Source organism: Streptomyces sp. NPDC001093 (assembly GCF_040298985.1).
Classification (GTDB): domain Bacteria; phylum Actinomycetota; class Actinomycetes; order Streptomycetales; family Streptomycetaceae; genus Streptomyces.
Genome location: NZ_JBEPBF010000114.1, coordinates 18287 through 33211, shown reverse-complemented (window position 1 = coordinate 33211; position 14925 = coordinate 18287). Strand labels below are relative to the sequence as shown.

The window sequence follows — 14925 nt, the reverse complement described above, 5'->3', positions numbered from 1 at the left end:
TTGGGCAGCAGGTCGGCCTCGGAGACCACGCCGACCACCCGGCCCTCGCCCTCGATCACGGGCAGGGCGCTGACCTGCCAGTCCTGCATCAGCTGCACGATCTCCTTGAAGGGAGCACGCGGCCCCACGGCGGCGACGGTCTGGCTCATGACATCGCTGACGATGCGCGAGGTGCCGTACATGGTGACCTCCGTGCGGGCCTCGGTGGGTGTGCCGTTTCTTCCAGGGTGTGCCGGTGGCGGCAGGACGGGCCAGGGGCCGCCCGGCCCCCGGTCCTGCCGCCGTACCGGGCCCCGGTCCTGGGGTCGGTCGGCTCCCGCGGGGGTCATGTGGCCCCTGATGCCGCCCCCACCACAGCGCCAGCCTGAAGACGGAACCCTCACCCTGGAGGCGGAGACCATGTCCGGAACCGTCACGGCAGGCATCGACGGCTCACCCGAGAGCCGGGCGGCGGCCGAGTGGGCGGCGCGCGAGGCGCTGCTGCGCGGCGTGCCGCTGAAGATCGTGTATGTCAGGGAGCCGGTGCCCAGGTGTCTGGCCGAGAACCCGTTGCCGGCCCCGGAGAGGTACCAGCACTGGGCCGATCAGATGATGCGGGAGTGCGCGGAAGTCATCCAGCTGTGTCACCCGGGCATCACGGTGGTCATCGAGCAGCTCACGGGAACGGTCGCCGACGTCCTGTGCGAGGCGGCGGGCTTCGCCGAACTGCTGGTGCTGGGCTCACGGGGTTTCGGTGGGATCGGCGGGTTCATGGCCGGCTCGGTGAGTCTGGCCGTCGTGGCCCGCGCCGAGCTTCCGGTGGTGCTGGTGCGGGCGGGGGAGCAGGACGAGCACGGGTCCCATCGCGCGGGCGCGGCGTCCGCCGCGGCGCCCGTCGGGCCGGTCGTGCTCGGTCTCGACATCGACGATCCGCACGACACCGTGCTGGAGTTCGCCTTCGACGCCGCCGCACGCCGCGACGCCCCCCTGCGGGTCGTCCACAGCCGGCCCGAGCCGCCGCCCTCCTTCTACCGCTTCTCCGATGACGCCGAGCTGTACGACGCGCTCGCGCACGGACAGGCCGACCTGCTGAGCAAGGTGCTGCGCCCCTGGCGGCAGAAGTTCCCGGACGTCGAGGTGATCGAGGCGAGCCGGAGCGGCAGCGCCGCACAGAACCTCGTCGAGGGCTCCCGCGACGCCTCGCTGGCCGTCGTCGGCCGGCGCATCCGTACCGGCTCGTTCGGCGCCCGCATCGGCCATGTCGTGCACGCCGCCATCCACCACATCGCCGCCCCTGTCGCGGTCGTCGCCCACGGCTGACCGCCACTGGCGTCCGACGAGGCGGCCCTGCGCGGGGCGTCGCTCCGGCTGGTGTACGCGCCACTTCCCGGAGCCGTGGGCCAGGGCTGTGCCTTCGTAGCACTCCCACAGGTATGCGCTCCGGCACGGGCGGCGGGATCGTCCTGGGCGTGCGCGAGAAGCCGGCCGGGTCGGCCGCCGCGCGGTACGCGGTCGAGGGGGCCCTGCTGCGCGGGCTTGCCCTGGAGGCCGTACGGGCCTGGCACGGACCCGTGCCCGTGAGCACGGGGAGTCTGCTGGTCATCGGCGAACCGGGCCGCTTCCAGGAGCGCCGGGCCATCGAGGCGGTGGAGGAGGCGCTGCGGGAGGCCCCGGCCTGGTTGCGGACCCGGCCGCGTACGGTGGAGGGCCCGGCCCGCGAGGCCCTGCCGGCCTCCACCACGCCGCCTGCCCGGTGGCCGTCGTACCGGAGCCCGCCTGAGCCCGCGCAGGGGGTCGTCGTGGGCTCTCCACCGAGGCTGGGCCGAGTGGCCCCGTACGCGGGGCCGAGCGTGGGGCCAATGGTCCGCGGTGGGGCCATGTGGCCCAATTGACAGGGGCCGCCTGTCCAACGAGCGTGAAAGAAGCGCGGCGAGCGACACCAGCGCCGCAGGAGAGGGATGACCGGGCCGGACGCGCGGCACGAGGAGGCAGTCGTGAACGAGCAACTCTCGGTGCGGAGTCTCATGGATGCCGCCCCGTACTCGGTCGGTGACGACGAGAGCGTGCTGATGGCCTGGGAGGTCATGGAGAGGTCCGAGCAGCCTCACCTCCCGGTGGTCCGTGGGGACGGCTGCTGCGCCGGACTGCTGGACCGTGCCGAACTCGCGGTGGCCTGCGCTGCCGCGGCCGCGACGCTGTCCTGCCGCAAGGTGCGCGAGCTCGTCCACGCCCGCCGGACCGTCACGGTCCACCCCGAGGAGTCGGTTCTGCGCGCGGCAGCCGTGATGACCGAGGAACACCTCGACGCCCTGCCGGTCACGGATCCCCGCGGACGGCTGGTCGGCCTGCTCACGGCCCGGGACTACGTGGCGGCCGCCGCAGGCCTGCACACCCGCGCCGGGTCCGCCAGCCGGAGTCCCGCACGGGCCACCCTGGACGGGCTGCCGCCTCGCCGCCCCGCACAGCGACGCGGAATCGTCATTCCGTAGCGGTTCCGCTCATGGGGCCGCTGACCCAGAGAGGAAGGCTGACGTCATGGTCTGGGCATCATGGACCACCCCCGGGGTCTTCACCGGCCGGGGCGGCGCGCGCACCGAGGAGGCGGGGATCGTCGTCGGCGACCTGACCGTCCACACCACCTGGGACGGCAACGAGGCCGACGTGGCGGTGCAGTACACGGGCACCTCCGAATGGTTCACCCTCAGCGGAAGCCCCGTACCCTGTCGTTCCGAGGTGCACAGCCGGCAACTGCACCAGGCTGCCGTGGACGCGGTCAAGGCAGGCGGCGGCACCACCGTCCCGCAACTCTGAGACACCGGGCACGACCCGCGGCACGTGCCGCTGCCGTACGCCGAGCCGGCCGGGCTCCAACTCGCCTGGGCGAAAACCCGATTGCCCATCCACCGCCGGGTGCCCATCCTGCTGGGATGCGGTTTTCCATCAACATCCCCAACTTCGGTGACTTCGCCGATCCCCGCAACGTGGCGACCGTGGCGGCCACCGCCGAAGAGGCGGGCTGGGACGGGCTGTTCGTCTGGGATCACGTACTGCACCGACAGCACCAGGGCCGTCCCTTCGGGGACCCCTGGATGCTGCTGACCGCCGCCGCGCTGTCGACCTCCCGGATCCGGCTGGGCACCCTGCTGACGCCGGTCCCGCGGTACCGTCCGCAGCAACTCGCCCGCCAGGTGGCCACCTTGGACCACCTCAGCGGCGGCCGGGTGATCTTCGCCGCCGGCCTGGGAGGTCCGATCGAGGACGAGTACCGCAGCTTCGGCGACGCCACCGATCCGCGCCTCCTCGCCGAGCGGCTGGACGAGGGACTGGAGCTGGTGCGGCGATTCTGGTCCGGCGAGCCCGTGGACCATCACGGACGGCACTACGAGGTGCGGGACGTGACGCTGGTGCCCGCCACCGTGCAGCGGCCCGGCCCGCCGGTGTGGATCGGCGGGTTCTGGCCGCGCCGCCCGCCCATGCGCCGAGCGGCGCGGTGGGACGGCGCGGTGCCGCTCTTCGAGACGGCCCGCCATGGGTACGTACCGGATGCGGCGGAGGTGCGGGAACTGGTCGCCTATGTGCGCGAGCAGCGTACGGCCGCAACCGAGCGCCCCTTCGAGTTCGTGCTCGGCGGTGCCACGCCCCCGGACCCGGCCAGGGCCAGGGACGTGATCGGCCCGCTCCGCGACGCCGGCGCCACCTGGTGGGACGAGCGCCAGATCCAGACCGGCCCCGACCTGGACCGTCTGGCACCGGTGCTGCGCCGCATCGAGGCGGGCCCGCCGCGGCTGTGAACAGCTACGCCCGCCTCTTCACGCCCCGCCTATGGGCTACGGCTTCCGGGCGAGGCCGCCGTGCTCGGCGACGACCTCCGGGGCGGGGGAACCGGGCTCCGGGCGCCACTGGGTGACCGGGACGACGCGGGGGTCGATCAGTTCCAGGCCGTCGAAGAACCCGGTGATCTCGTCGGCCGTACGCAGGTTGTACGGGACGGCGCCGCTGTCGTCATAGGCGTCCTGGGCCTGCTCGAAGACCGGGTCGATGCCGCGCGAGCCGTCGTTGACGGAGAGGTAACTGCCCGACGGCAGGGCGGCCATCAGGCGGTTGGCGATGGAGCAGGCCTGATCGTAGTCGGCCACGTGTCCCAGGATGTTGCTGAGGATGAGCGCGACGGGGCGGCCGAGGTCCAGCGTCTCGGCGGCGGCCTCGAGGATGCGTTCCGGGGCGGCCACGTTGGCATCGATGTAGGCGGTCGCGCCCTCGGGGGAGGAGTAGAGCAGGGCGCGGGCGTGCGCCAGGACCATCGGGTCGTTGTCGACGTAGACGATCCGCGCCTCGGGGGCGAGCCGTTGGGCGACCTCATGCGTGTTCTCGGCGGTCGGCGGGCCGGTGCCGACGTCCAGGAACTGCCGGATCCCCGCCTCCCGGACCAGAAAGGTGATGTTGCGGCGCAGGAAGGCACGGCTGCTGCGGGCGATGGTGACGATGCCGGGAAGACCGCGGTGTAGGCGTCGCCGGCCTCCTCGTCGACGGGGTAGTTGTCCTTGCCGCCGAGCCAGTAGTTCCAGATCCGGGCGGAGTGCGGCACCGATATGTCGATCTTCTGGCCCATCGCCGTCTCGGGCGTCGTCGCGGGGTCGGCCATGAGTCGTGTCTGTCTTTCCGCGTAGGCATGCCAAGGCGTGGATCATTCACCGCACAACCCATGTGTCCCAACACCCGTCCTGCGCCCAGGGGTTCGGGGATGCGTCGCAGGGACGGCGAGACGGAGCGGACGGAGGGCCGGGGTGCCGGCCGGCACCTCGCCCGGGGAGCGTCGCTCACCTCTCGCAGGCCGTCTCCGTCGCCGGTGTGTCTCCGGCCGTGTCCTCCCCGCGCAGTTCGACAGCACGCATCGGGTTGTGGAGCCGGCACCGCCGCGGTCCTGTCGCTGCCCAGGCCGTTCAGGTAGCCCGCGAGGAACGCCTGGTTGACGCGGCAGATCAGCTCCGGTGCCTTGGCGGCCAGAGGATGAAAGGGGCAGTTGCGCAGTCGTACCAGGGCGGGTGCGGTGCGCTCCGGCTCGAAGCCGAAGTCCTCGAGGGCCTGCGCGGCCACGCTCAGTTCCCGCTCGGCGCCGAGCCGCCCGGGGCGTACGCGCTCGCGTTCGGCACCGCCCAGCGTCTCCCCTCGCCGGTAGGCGACCCGCAGTGCGGCATCGCGGGCCGATTCCCCCTGCGTCTCGGTCAGTACGGCCTCGGTGAGGACGTCCGCCGGCATCTCGTAGCGGCGCTCGGGGATGTGCACGGCGATCGCCGCGGCCACCGGTTCGTACACCTTGGGCCGGCGGCCCACCTTGCGGATCCCCGCGGGCTGTTCGACGCCGGACTGGAGCAGACCCGCAGCCACCAGCTTGTCCAGGTGGAAGGCCGCGAGTTTGCGGGAAATGCCCAGGCTGTCGGCGACCTCCTCGCGGGTCACCGGTCGCCGCGCCTGCCCGATGAACTCGAACATGCTGCGGCGCGTGGCGTCGCCGAGGGCGGCCAGGGAGGACAGCGAGGTGTGATCCAGACCCACTTCGGCAGCGTATCGACCATCAGTTTGGGCGAAAAGTTCCGCCCGGCCGCCGCGCGTCCTCGCGCCTCCCGCGGGGCCGGGAACCCCCGGGTCGTGGTCCCGGGGGTTCCCCGCTGTCCGGCCGGTCGGACTCACGCGCCGTCAGCCGAGCTGGAAGGTCGCCTCGACGGGGTAGTGGTCGCTGGGAGCGTTGGTGTCGGTCTGGCCCGTGGTCCAGCCGGACTGGGGGTCGAAGTCGACCTTGACGGTGGACATCGCGGCCGGCGTCGGGCGGCCCGGCGCGTTGAGATAGCCGAGGTAGTCGAGGTCGTCCCGGTAGTCCTTCGGGAAGGACTCGACGCCCGACATGTACTGGCACCAGGAGGCGACCGGGCAGTCCATGGTCCTCAGGGTCTGACCGGCGTCGGTGGCCGGGGTGCCGAGCACACCGTTCACCGCGGTCTGGGCGTTGGTGTAGTCACCGCGCGCCTGGCCGCCGTAGTACTCCACGTTCAGGTCTCCGCCGATCAGCACCGGCGCGGTCGAGCCGGCGATGCCGTCCACCCAGGTGCGTATCTCGCCGAGCTGGGCGAGCCGGGTGGACTGCGTGGTGTCCGTGGAGGTGTCGGACTCGTCGGCCTGCAGGTGGGTGCCGACCACCCAGCTCTTCACACCGTCCTTGTCGATCTGCACCAGCGCCGCGCCCTTGTTGGCGTGGTAGTCCCACGTGCCGTAGGTGGAGTTGCTGAAGACGTGGGCGTACTGGGCGGTGATCGGGTACTTGGACAGGATCATGGTGCCGCCGTTGATGACGAACCACGAGTTGGAACAGTCACCGCTGATACCCGTCCAGCCGCCGCCGGAGCAGGTCTGGCCGACGACGGGGGTGTGGTACGGGTAGAGATCGGCGAGCTTGCCGGTGATGTCGGCGGTCGAGCTGTTGTTGAAGTCCTCGTCCAGTACCACCACGTCCGCGCTGTGCTTGCGGATGATCGACTCGATGGTCGGGGTGCGCTGCGCCGCCTTCTCGTTCTGGGTGCTGTCGACGATCGCGGTGCCGAGATCGACGTTCCAGGCGAACACCGAGAGGCCGGTGGCCGTGCCGGTGGCGGCGCTCGCGGCGGGGGCCGCGTAGCCGCTGAAGCCGAGCAGCAGAGCTGCCGCTCCGGAGGTGAGGGCGGTAGCTGTACGACGCGAGACCATGCGCTCTCCTGGTGAAGTGGGTAGTCCCCGGACCGTGACCGATTGTTCGATCGCGTACATGACAGAGCGACTGTAGGGTGCCTGCCGGTACGGCCGGGGGAACTTCTCGCGATCCCCTCATGGAGAAAAGGTGTCTGAACAAGTTCACCTTGCGCGGAGTGAATCCCACCGGCCGGAGCCTCTCCTCGCGCCGGACCTGTTCACACAGGCCCTGGGCTGGACCATGCCGGGAAGATGCCGCCCACGGTCGCCTAGGGTGGGTGTATGGGCGGCGGCGTGGTGACGCTGTTCCTTTGCGGTGACGTGATGCTCGGGCGCGGCGTCGACCAGATCCTTCCGCACCCCGGAAGCCCGGAACTGCGCGAGGGTTACGTCACGGATGCCCGGTCGTACGTGGAACTGGCCGAGGCGGTCAGCGGTCCCATCCCCGCACCGGTCCACCCCGCCTGGCCGTGGGGCGAGGCGCTGCGGCTGCTGGAGGAGGTCGTGCCGGACGCCCGGATCGTGAACCTGGAGACGTCCGTCACGCGCAGCGACGCGTTCGTGCCGGGAAAGGCGGTCCACTACCGCATGCATCCGGCCAATCTGCCCGCCCTGACGGTGGCCCGGCCCGACGTGTGTGTCCTGGCCAACAACCATGTGCTGGACTTCGGCCGTCCGGGCCTGGAGGAAACCCTGGACTCACTCGCCGCCGCGGGCCTGCGGACCGTGGGTGCGGGGTGTGACGCCGACGAGGCCGACGCGCCCGCGGCCCTTCCTGTCGGGCCCGGCGGCCGTATCCTGGTCTTCGCCCTCGGCACACTGTCCAGCGGCGTCCCGCCCGACTGGGCCGCGACCACGGACCGCTCCGGTGTCGCGTACGCCCGCGAGCTGTCGGCGTCGGCAGCCGAGGCTGTCGTCCAGCGGGTGCGGCGCGACAAGCGGCCGGGTGACATCGTGGTCGTGTCGGTGCACTGGGGCTCCAACTGGGGCTATCTCGTCCCCCGCGAGCAGACGCGCTTCGCGCGCGCACTGGTCGACGGCGGCGTCGACATCGTCCACGGGCACTCCTCGCACCACCCGCGCCCCGTGGAGGTGTACCGAGGCAGGCTGATCCTCTATGGCTGCGGCGACTTCATCGACGACTACGAGGGCATCACGGGCTACGAGGAGTATCGCGACGACCTGCGGCTCGGCTACCTCGTCTCGGTGGAGGCGGACACGGGGCGCCCGACCGCCCTGCGGATGTTCCCCTGGCAGGCGCGGCGGATGCGGCTGGAGCCCGCCGACGACGGGGACCGCGCCTGGCTGCGCTCGACCCTCGACCGGATCAGCCACGGTGTGCGCATCGGGCTGGAGACCGACGGCACGCTCAGCGTCGTGGAGGGGCTCGCGGGTGCGGGCCGGTGAGCTGGGCCCGGCGATGACGGCCGTGACGCCGTGCAGTTCGTCAGCCTTCTGCTGCTCGCCGGGCGCCGATTGAAAGGCCAACAAGACAGCGCTCCACACCTCGTGCACCATGGCTGAAGGCCTTGTTGGGGAAATGGATGTGATCGTGCGCCGCGGTATCGGCGCCACCACCGGAAGTCCGCCGAGTCCCCTGGGGTGGTGACCAGCACCATGCTGCTACCGGCGAAATCCGAAGTACGCCGTCTGCTGAGACGCTACCGGATGTGCGAGCGCGCCATGGTCGCGGCACCCGCCGATCTCGCGTCGCGTGCCGCATTCGAGGACTCGGGCTACACGCTGTGCGTGCTGATGGGCGAGCGCAATCCGCGGGAGGCGGCGGCCGCCGCCCGGCGCTATCTGTGCACCGACCTGGTCACCTACCTGAGGGAGCGGAACGGGCGGACACGGGCGGCCTCCGTCGGCCGGCGGTCGCGTCGATCCGCTCCGACGACCCAGGACTACCGGGCGGGCTGACGGCTCGCACCGGCACAGCCGTGAAGGGATGAGCGATGACGACTGCGAAGGACATCATGAGCCCGGGCGCCCAGTGGATACCCCGGAACGAGACGCTGGACCGGGCCGCGCAGATGATGCGGGACCACAAGGTCGGCGCGCTTCCGGTCAGCGACCCCGGCAACGGCGACCGCATGTGCGGCATCATCACCGACCGCGACATCGTGGTGAAGTGCATCGCCTCGGGTCACGACCCCGCCCGGATGACGTGCGGTGACCTGTGCGAGGGCACGCCGCGCTGGATCGACGCCGCTGCCGACATCTCGGACGCCCTGCGGGAGATGGAGGGCCACCAGATCAAGCGCCTCCCGGTGGTGGAGAACAAGCGCATGGTCGGCATGATCAGCGAGACCGACATCGCCCGGCACCTCACCGACGACCAGCTCGCGGAGTTCGTCCATCGCGTGTACGCCCCAGCCTGATCGTGGAAGAGAGCATCTCCCGGCGCCGACGATTCGGCCGTGTACGCCGGCTCCTGTCAGCGGAGCCGGCCGGCCGAGTCGTCGGCGGAACCTTTGACGGCTGACGGATCCTTGACCGCTGCTTCGGCCTCCGCGATGCTGTGTTGCGAAACGTGAGAGGTGTGCCGTAATAGGCAACATCTCGATCCTCTGTGAGCCGAGGAGTGGCCATGACGCAGCAGGTCCGTGGTGTCGTCGCGCGGAGCAAGGGCGCCCCTGTCAGTCTGGAGACGATCGTCGTGCCCGACCCCGGCCCGGGCGAGGCGGTGGTCAAGATCGAGGCCTGCGGGGTCTGCCACACCGATCTGCACTACCGCGAGGGCGGCATCAGCGACGACTTCCCGTTCCTGCTGGGGCACGAGGCCGCGGGTGTGGTCGAGGCGGTCGGCGAGGGCGTCACCGACGTGGCCCCCGGTGACTTCGTGATCCTGAACTGGCGCGCCGTGTGCGGTCAGTGCCGGGCCTGTCTGCGCGGGCGGCCCTGGTACTGCTTCAACACGCACAACGCCAGGCAGAAGATGACCCTGGCCGACGGTACGGAGCTTTCGCCGGCGCTGGGCATCGGCGCGTTCGCCGAGAAGACGCTCGTCGCGGCCGGCCAGTGCACCAAGGTCGACCGGGCCGCCTCGCCCGCCGCCGCCGGGCTGCTCGGCTGCGGCGTGATGGCCGGCCTCGGCGCCGCTATCAACACCGGGAACGTGGGCCGCGGGGACACCGTCGCCGTCATCGGGTGCGGCGGTGTGGGCGCCGCGGCGGTCGTCGGATCGCGGCTGGCCGGCGCGGCGAAGATCATCGCCGTGGACATCGACGACCGCAAGCTGGACACCGCCAAGAAGCTGGGCGCGACCCACACGGTCAACTCCAGGCAGACCGACGCGGTCGACGCGGTGCGCGAGCTGACCGGTGGCTTCGGCGCCGACGTCGTCATCGAGGCCGTCGGACGCCCGGAGACGTACCAGCAGGCCTTCTATGCCCGCGACCTCGCCGGCACCGTCGTCCTCGTCGGCGTCCCCACCCCCGAGATGAAGCTCGAACTGCCCCTGCTGGACGTCTTCGGCCGCGGCGGCGCCCTGAAGTCCAGCTGGTACGGCGACTGTCTGCCCTCCCGCGACTTCCCCATGCTCATCGACCTCTATCTGCAGAGCCGCCTCGACCTGGACGCCTTCGTCACCGAGACCATCGCGCTGGACGAGGTCGAGAAGGCCTTCGAGCGGATGCACGGCGGGGACGTGCTGCGTTCGGTGGTGGTCCTCTGATGGCGGGCGCCCGCATCGAGCGTCTCGTCACCTCGGGAACCTTCTCGCTGGACGGCGGCACCTGGGACGTCGACAACAACGTGTGGATCGTGGGTGACGACACCGAGGCGGTCGTGATCGACGCCGCGCACGACGCCGATGCCATCGTCCGGGCCCTCGGCGGCCGCACCCTGCGGGCGATCGTGTGCACCCACGCGCACAACGACCACATCGACGCCGCGCCCGACCTGGCCGCCCGGACCGGCGCCCCGGTCCTGCTGCACGCCGACGACCTGCCGCTGTGGAAACAGACCCATCCGGACCGGGCGCCCGACGGCGAGCTGACCGACGGCCAGCGCCTCACCGTCGCCGGAGTGGAGCTCACCGTCCTCCACACCCCGGGACATGCCCCGGGGGCCGTCTGCCTGTACGCCCCGCACCTGTCCGCGCTGTTCAGCGGCGACACGCTGTTCGCCGGCGGGCCGGGGGCCACGGGACGGTCGTACAGCGACTTCCCGACCATCATCCGGTCGATCAGGGAACGGCTTCTCGCCCTGCCGGACGACACCGTCGTGCACACCGGCCACGGCGACACCACCACCGTCGGCGCCGAGGCGCCGCATCTTCAGGAGTGGATCGAGCGCGGCTTCTGACCGCCCGGCGAACGGCGGCCCTGCCCCGGTGGCGTACCGATGCGGACGGCACCGGCGGCAGGGCCGTCGGCGCGCCTCGCACCGCCCCTGATACGCCTGCTGACCTGCGCTTTCGAGGTCGCTCCGGCGTGCCCGGACATCGGTCGCCGGACGCCGCGGAAACCGGCCTCTGGATGCCTTGACAAGCCTTCAGAGCGGCCAGCAGACTGACGTTGCGCTAATCGCAATCCGTTTCGCTATACGCACCGAGGTGTCATGATGATTCCCGCGTGCCGTCTCGCGGATCTGCCGCGAGGCGAGGCCCACCGGCTCGGCATCGACCCGCCGGTCTCGGTCTTCCACACCGACGACGGCGAGCTCTTCGCCATCGACGACACCTGCACCCACCAGGACGCGTCGCTCGCCGACGGCTGGCTGGAGGGCTGTGAGGTGGAATGTCCCCTGCATGCCTCGAAGTTCGACCTGAGGACCGGAGCCGTGGACGCCCCGCCGGCCAAGCTCCCGGTCCGCACCCACGAGGTCGTCGTCGAGGACGGCATGGTCTATGTGCGGCTGTCCACTCAGGCGCCCAACCTGCCGCCGTGCGTCGCCGCCCGCCTGGCCGGAGGCCCGGCGTGAGGACCGTCGCCGTGGTGGGCGCCTCGCTGGCCGGTCTGTCGGCCGCGCGCTCGCTGCGGAAGCGGGGGTACGACGGCCGGCTGGTCGTCGTCGGCGCCGAGCTCCACCGCCCGTACGACAGGCCGCCGTTGTCGAAGGAGTTCCTTGCCGGTGCCATCGGCGAAGCGGAACTGGCACTGGAGCGGGACGACGAGGAACTCCGGGCGGAGTGGGTGCTCGGCGCCCGCGCCACCGGGCTCGACCGCACCGAGCGTGCGGTCCGGCTCGCCGACGGCCGGGAGATACGCGCCGACGGCGTGGTCATCGCGACCGGCGCCGCCGCCCGCACCCTGCCCGGCACCGAGGGCCTCGCCGGCGTCCATGTGCTGCGCACGCTCGACGACGCCCGCGCCCTTCGGGACGACCTGGCCCGGGGCGGACGGCTGGTGGTGATCGGCGGCGGGTTCGTCGGCGCCGAGGTCGCCTCCACGGCGTATGCCCTCGGTCTCGACGTGACCGTGGTCGAGGCGGCGCAAACGCCGCTGGCCGGACCGCTCGGCGAGGCCATGGGCCGGATCGTCTCCGCCCTCCACGCGGATCACGGCGTGCGGCTGCTGTGCGGGGTGGGGGTCAAGGGGCTGAGCGGGGAGCGCCGGGTCGACGCGGTGCTCCTGGAGGACGGTCGCAGCATCCCCGCGGACACCGTGGTCATCGGCGTGGGGGCGCGCCCCTGTGTCGAGTGGCTGGAGGGCTCCGGTGTCGCACTCGACAACGGCGTGAAGTGCGGCGCCGACGGCCGCACGAGTGTGGCCGGGGTGGTCGCCGTGGGCGACTGCGCCAACTGGTACGACCCGCACACCGGGGCCCACCGCAGGGTCGAGCACTGGACCGGCGCGCTGGAACGGCCGGACGCCGCCGTCGCCGCGCTTCTCGCCCACGGTGCGACGGAGCCGGGTGTGCCCCGGCCGCCGTACTTCTGGTCCGATCAGTACGGCGTGAAGATCCAGTTCGTCGGCCATGCCGCCGGGGCCGACAGCGTGACGGTCGAGGAGGGCTCGACCGACGACCGCAGTTTTCTGGCCGTCTACCGCAGGGCCGACCGCCCGGTCGCCGTCCTCGGCATGAACCAGCCGCGGCTGTTCACCCGGCGGCGCAAGCAGTTCGCCTCCGCCACGTCTTGACACCACCCCTGCGGCAACACATTCTGCGTTGCACATGAAACGCAGTGTTGCTCCATACACAACGCCGCCCGAAGTGGCTCTTCCCGGCGCGTGACCTATCGATCCACGACGTTTCCCGAGGAGTGCACCGTGACCTCGACCAGCCTGCCGGACAGCCTGATCGCCACCCTCCCCGGCTCCGCCTACACGGATCCCGGCATCTTCGCCCAGGAACAGGAGCGCATCTTCGAGGCGATGTGGTTCTGCGTCGCGCGCTCGTCCGACCTGGCCAGGCCCGGCGCCTTCCGCACCGTGGACGTGGGCCGCGAGAGCATCCTCGTCACCCGGGCACGGGACAACTCCATCCGCGCCTACTTCAACGTCTGCCGGCACCGCGGGGCCAAGCTCTGCACCGAGGAGACGGGCGAGGTCAAGCGGGCCTTCCAGTGCCCGTACCACGCCTGGACCTACGACCTGAACGGCAAGCTCGTCGCGGCGCCCAACCTGACCAAGATGCCCGACGTCGGCCGCACCGAGTACGGCCTGGTCGGCGTCGCCGTCCGCGAATGGCTCGGCTATGTCTGGATCTGCCTGGCGGAGAACCCGCCCTCCTTCGAGGAGGACGTGATGGGGGCGGTGGTCGAGCGGCTGGGCGACACCGAGTCGATCGAGCGCTACGACGTCGCGAACCTCTCGGTGGGCAGGCGGATCGTCTACGACGTCAAGGCGAACTGGAAGCTCATCATCGAGAACTTCATGGAGTGCTACCACTGCGCCACCATCCACCCCGAACTCACCGAGGTCCTCCCGGAGTTCGCCGACGGCTACGCCGCCCAGTACTACGTCGGGCACGGCGCCGAGTTCGGTGCGGACATCCGGGGCTTCACCGTGGACGGCTCCGAGGGGCTGGACCGCATTCCCGGGGTGTCCGAGGACCAGGACCGCCGGTACTACGCGATCACGGTCAAGCCGCAGGTGTTCATCAACCTCGTGCCCGACCACGTGATCTTCCACCGGATGTACCCGGTGGCCGTCGACCGCACGATCGTCGAGTGCGACTGGCTGTACCTGCCGCATGTCGTGGCGAGCGGCAAGGACGTCAGCCGGTCCGTGGAGCTCTTCGACCGGGTCAACCGCCAGGACTTCGACGCCTGCGAACGCACCCAGCCGGGGATGGGCTCACGGCTGTACGCCAAGGGCGGTGTGCTCGTGCCCAGTGAGCACCACATCGGCGCCTTCCACGACTGGGTGAACGAGCGCCTCGGCACGCACAACCCGGAATGACGGGGTGCCCGTGGCCCGCGCGGGGGGCGAGCGCGGGCCGTACGGCGGTCGTACCGTGTGCGCTCAGCCCAGGTAGCCCATGCGGTGGCTGATCTCCTCCGCGCCCTTGACCAGTACCGGAGCCAGCTCGTGCATGCGCTCCTCGGTGAACCGGTAGGAGGGCCCGGAGGCGCTGATCGACGCGATGACCTGGCCCTCCCGGTCGCGGATCGGGGCGGCCATGGCGTGCAGCCCGATCTCCAGCTCCTCCAGCGTCCAGGCGTAACCGCGCTCCCGGGCCTCGGCCAGGTTCCTCTCCAGCTTCGCCTTCGAGGAGATCGTGTGCGGGGTCAGCTTCTTCAGGCCGGTCTCCGTCAGCAGCGCGCCGCGTTCCCTGGCGGGCAGGTGGGCCAGCATGATCTTGCCGCTGGAGGTGGCGTGCAGCGGGGTCAGCTGGCCGACCCAGTTGTGTGCGGTGACGGCGGCCGTGCCGCGCACCTGGTAGAGGTTGATCGCGTAGTGCTCCTGCATCACGGCGATGTTGACCGTCTCGCCGATCTCCTCCGCCAGGCGCTCGCACACCGGCCGGCCCTGCTGGGTGATGTCGATGCGTCCCGTGACGGCGCCCGCCAGGCGTACGATGCCGAAGCCGAGCGAGTACTTGCCGCGCTCGCCCGACTGCTCCACGAGGCCGCGCGCCTCCAGAGCGCCGAGCAGACGGAACGCCGTCGACTTGTGCACATCGATCTCGGCGGCCACCTCGCTCACGCCCGCCTCGCCGCGCTGGGCCAGGATCTCCAGGACGCTGATGGCGCGGTCGACGGACTGCACTCCGCCGGACGGTGGCCCGTTCGTTTCGGTATCCGGACTGTAGTTGCTCATAGCGAAACTATACGCGCAG

General features: G+C 71.2%; 16 protein-coding genes and 2 pseudogenes. 13 read left to right on the top strand and 5 right to left on the bottom strand.

Features of this window, described 5'->3' with window-relative positions; translation table 11 throughout:
• A partial coding sequence (locus tag ABT288_RS38035) for a CBS domain-containing protein (protein ID WP_351618079.1) occupies positions 1-329 on the bottom strand: 329 nt, incomplete at its 3' end.
• A gap of 70 nt (positions 330-399) precedes the next feature.
• On the opposite strand from ABT288_RS38035, the gene ABT288_RS38030 reads away from it, so the two are divergent.
• The 5 genes from ABT288_RS38030 (at position 400) to ABT288_RS38010 (ending at position 3770) form a co-directional block, all read left to right on the top strand.
• Positions 400-1299: a universal stress protein gene (locus ABT288_RS38030; protein WP_351618076.1), complete on the top strand. Its 900-nt coding sequence runs from the start codon at positions 400-402 to the stop codon at positions 1297-1299.
• Positions 1300-1412: 113 nt separating this feature from the next.
• Positions 1413-1871 carry a hypothetical protein gene (locus ABT288_RS38025; protein ID WP_351618073.1) on the top strand — a complete coding sequence of 153 codons (459 nt, stop codon included), beginning with the start codon at positions 1413-1415 and terminating at the stop codon, positions 1869-1871.
• Between the two features lie 102 nt (positions 1872-1973).
• Positions 1974-2468 carry a CBS domain-containing protein gene (locus tag ABT288_RS38020; RefSeq protein ID WP_351618070.1) on the top strand — a complete coding sequence of 165 codons (495 nt, stop codon included), beginning with the start codon at positions 1974-1976 and terminating at the stop codon, positions 2466-2468.
• Between the two features lie 46 nt (positions 2469-2514).
• Positions 2515-2790, top strand: a complete 276-nt coding sequence (locus tag ABT288_RS38015; RefSeq protein ID WP_351618067.1) for a hypothetical protein — start codon at positions 2515-2517, stop codon at positions 2788-2790.
• Positions 2791-2906: 116 nt separating this feature from the next.
• Entirely contained in the window at positions 2907-3770 is an 864-nt protein-coding gene (locus ABT288_RS38010; protein WP_351618064.1) for an LLM class flavin-dependent oxidoreductase, read from the top strand.
• A gap of 36 nt (positions 3771-3806) precedes the next feature.
• Here the strand turns inward: ABT288_RS38010 and ABT288_RS38005 are convergent.
• The 3 genes and pseudogenes from ABT288_RS38005 to ABT288_RS37995 all read right to left on the bottom strand — a co-directional run bounded on the left by ABT288_RS38005 (position 3807) and on the right by ABT288_RS37995 (position 6714).
• Positions 3807-4621, bottom strand: a pseudogene (locus ABT288_RS38005) (SAM-dependent methyltransferase).
• A gap of 785 nt (positions 4622-5406) precedes the next feature.
• A pseudogene (locus ABT288_RS38000) lies at positions 5407-5469 on the bottom strand (hypothetical protein); the annotation flags it as partial.
• Positions 5470-5673: 204 nt separating this feature from the next.
• The gene (locus ABT288_RS37995; RefSeq protein ID WP_351618062.1) at positions 5674-6714 is read right to left on the bottom strand and encodes a sphingomyelin phosphodiesterase; all 1041 of its coding nucleotides are present in this window, start codon (positions 6712-6714) and stop codon (positions 5674-5676) included.
• Positions 6715-6978: 264 nt separating this feature from the next.
• Here ABT288_RS37995 and ABT288_RS37990 point away from each other — a divergent pair, with 264 nt between their 5' ends.
• From ABT288_RS37990 to ABT288_RS37955, 8 genes are all read left to right on the top strand, one after another.
• Complete coding sequence (locus ABT288_RS37990) at positions 6979-8103, top strand: CapA family protein (protein WP_351618059.1); 1125 nt, start codon at positions 6979-6981, stop codon at positions 8101-8103.
• Between the two features lie 198 nt (positions 8104-8301).
• A complete protein-coding gene (locus ABT288_RS37985; protein ID WP_450863170.1) occupies positions 8302-8616 on the top strand; it encodes a DUF5133 domain-containing protein in 315 nt (104 codons plus the stop codon).
• Between the two features lie 35 nt (positions 8617-8651).
• Complete coding sequence (locus tag ABT288_RS37980) at positions 8652-9077, top strand: CBS domain-containing protein (RefSeq protein WP_351618056.1); 426 nt, start codon at positions 8652-8654, stop codon at positions 9075-9077.
• 209 nt (positions 9078-9286) lie between these two features.
• Complete coding sequence (locus ABT288_RS37975; RefSeq protein WP_351618053.1) at positions 9287-10372, top strand: S-(hydroxymethyl)mycothiol dehydrogenase; 1086 nt, start codon at positions 9287-9289, stop codon at positions 10370-10372.
• Entirely contained in the window at positions 10372-11004 is a 633-nt protein-coding gene (locus ABT288_RS37970; RefSeq protein ID WP_351618050.1) for an MBL fold metallo-hydrolase, read from the top strand. The genes ABT288_RS37975 and ABT288_RS37970 overlap by 1 nt, the downstream gene beginning before the upstream one ends.
• 255 nt (positions 11005-11259) lie before the next feature.
• A complete protein-coding gene (locus tag ABT288_RS37965) occupies positions 11260-11622 on the top strand; it encodes a bifunctional 3-phenylpropionate/cinnamic acid dioxygenase ferredoxin subunit (RefSeq protein WP_351618047.1) in 363 nt (120 codons plus the stop codon).
• Positions 11619-12782 carry an NAD(P)/FAD-dependent oxidoreductase gene (locus ABT288_RS37960; RefSeq protein WP_351618045.1) on the top strand — a complete coding sequence of 388 codons (1164 nt, stop codon included), beginning with the start codon at positions 11619-11621 and terminating at the stop codon, positions 12780-12782. Before ABT288_RS37965 ends, ABT288_RS37960 begins: the two co-directional genes overlap by 4 nt.
• Positions 12783-12911: 129 nt before the next feature.
• On the top strand, positions 12912-14045 hold the full coding sequence (locus ABT288_RS37955) for an aromatic ring-hydroxylating oxygenase subunit alpha (RefSeq protein ID WP_351618042.1): 1134 nt from the start codon (positions 12912-12914) through the stop codon (positions 14043-14045).
• Positions 14046-14108: 63 nt separating this feature from the next.
• Here ABT288_RS37955 and ABT288_RS37950 read toward each other — a convergent pair whose 3' ends face one another.
• Positions 14109-14906, bottom strand: coding sequence for an IclR family transcriptional regulator (locus ABT288_RS37950; protein WP_351618039.1), 798 nt, complete (start codon positions 14904-14906; stop codon positions 14109-14111).
• Positions 14907-14925 lie beyond the last annotated feature (19 nt).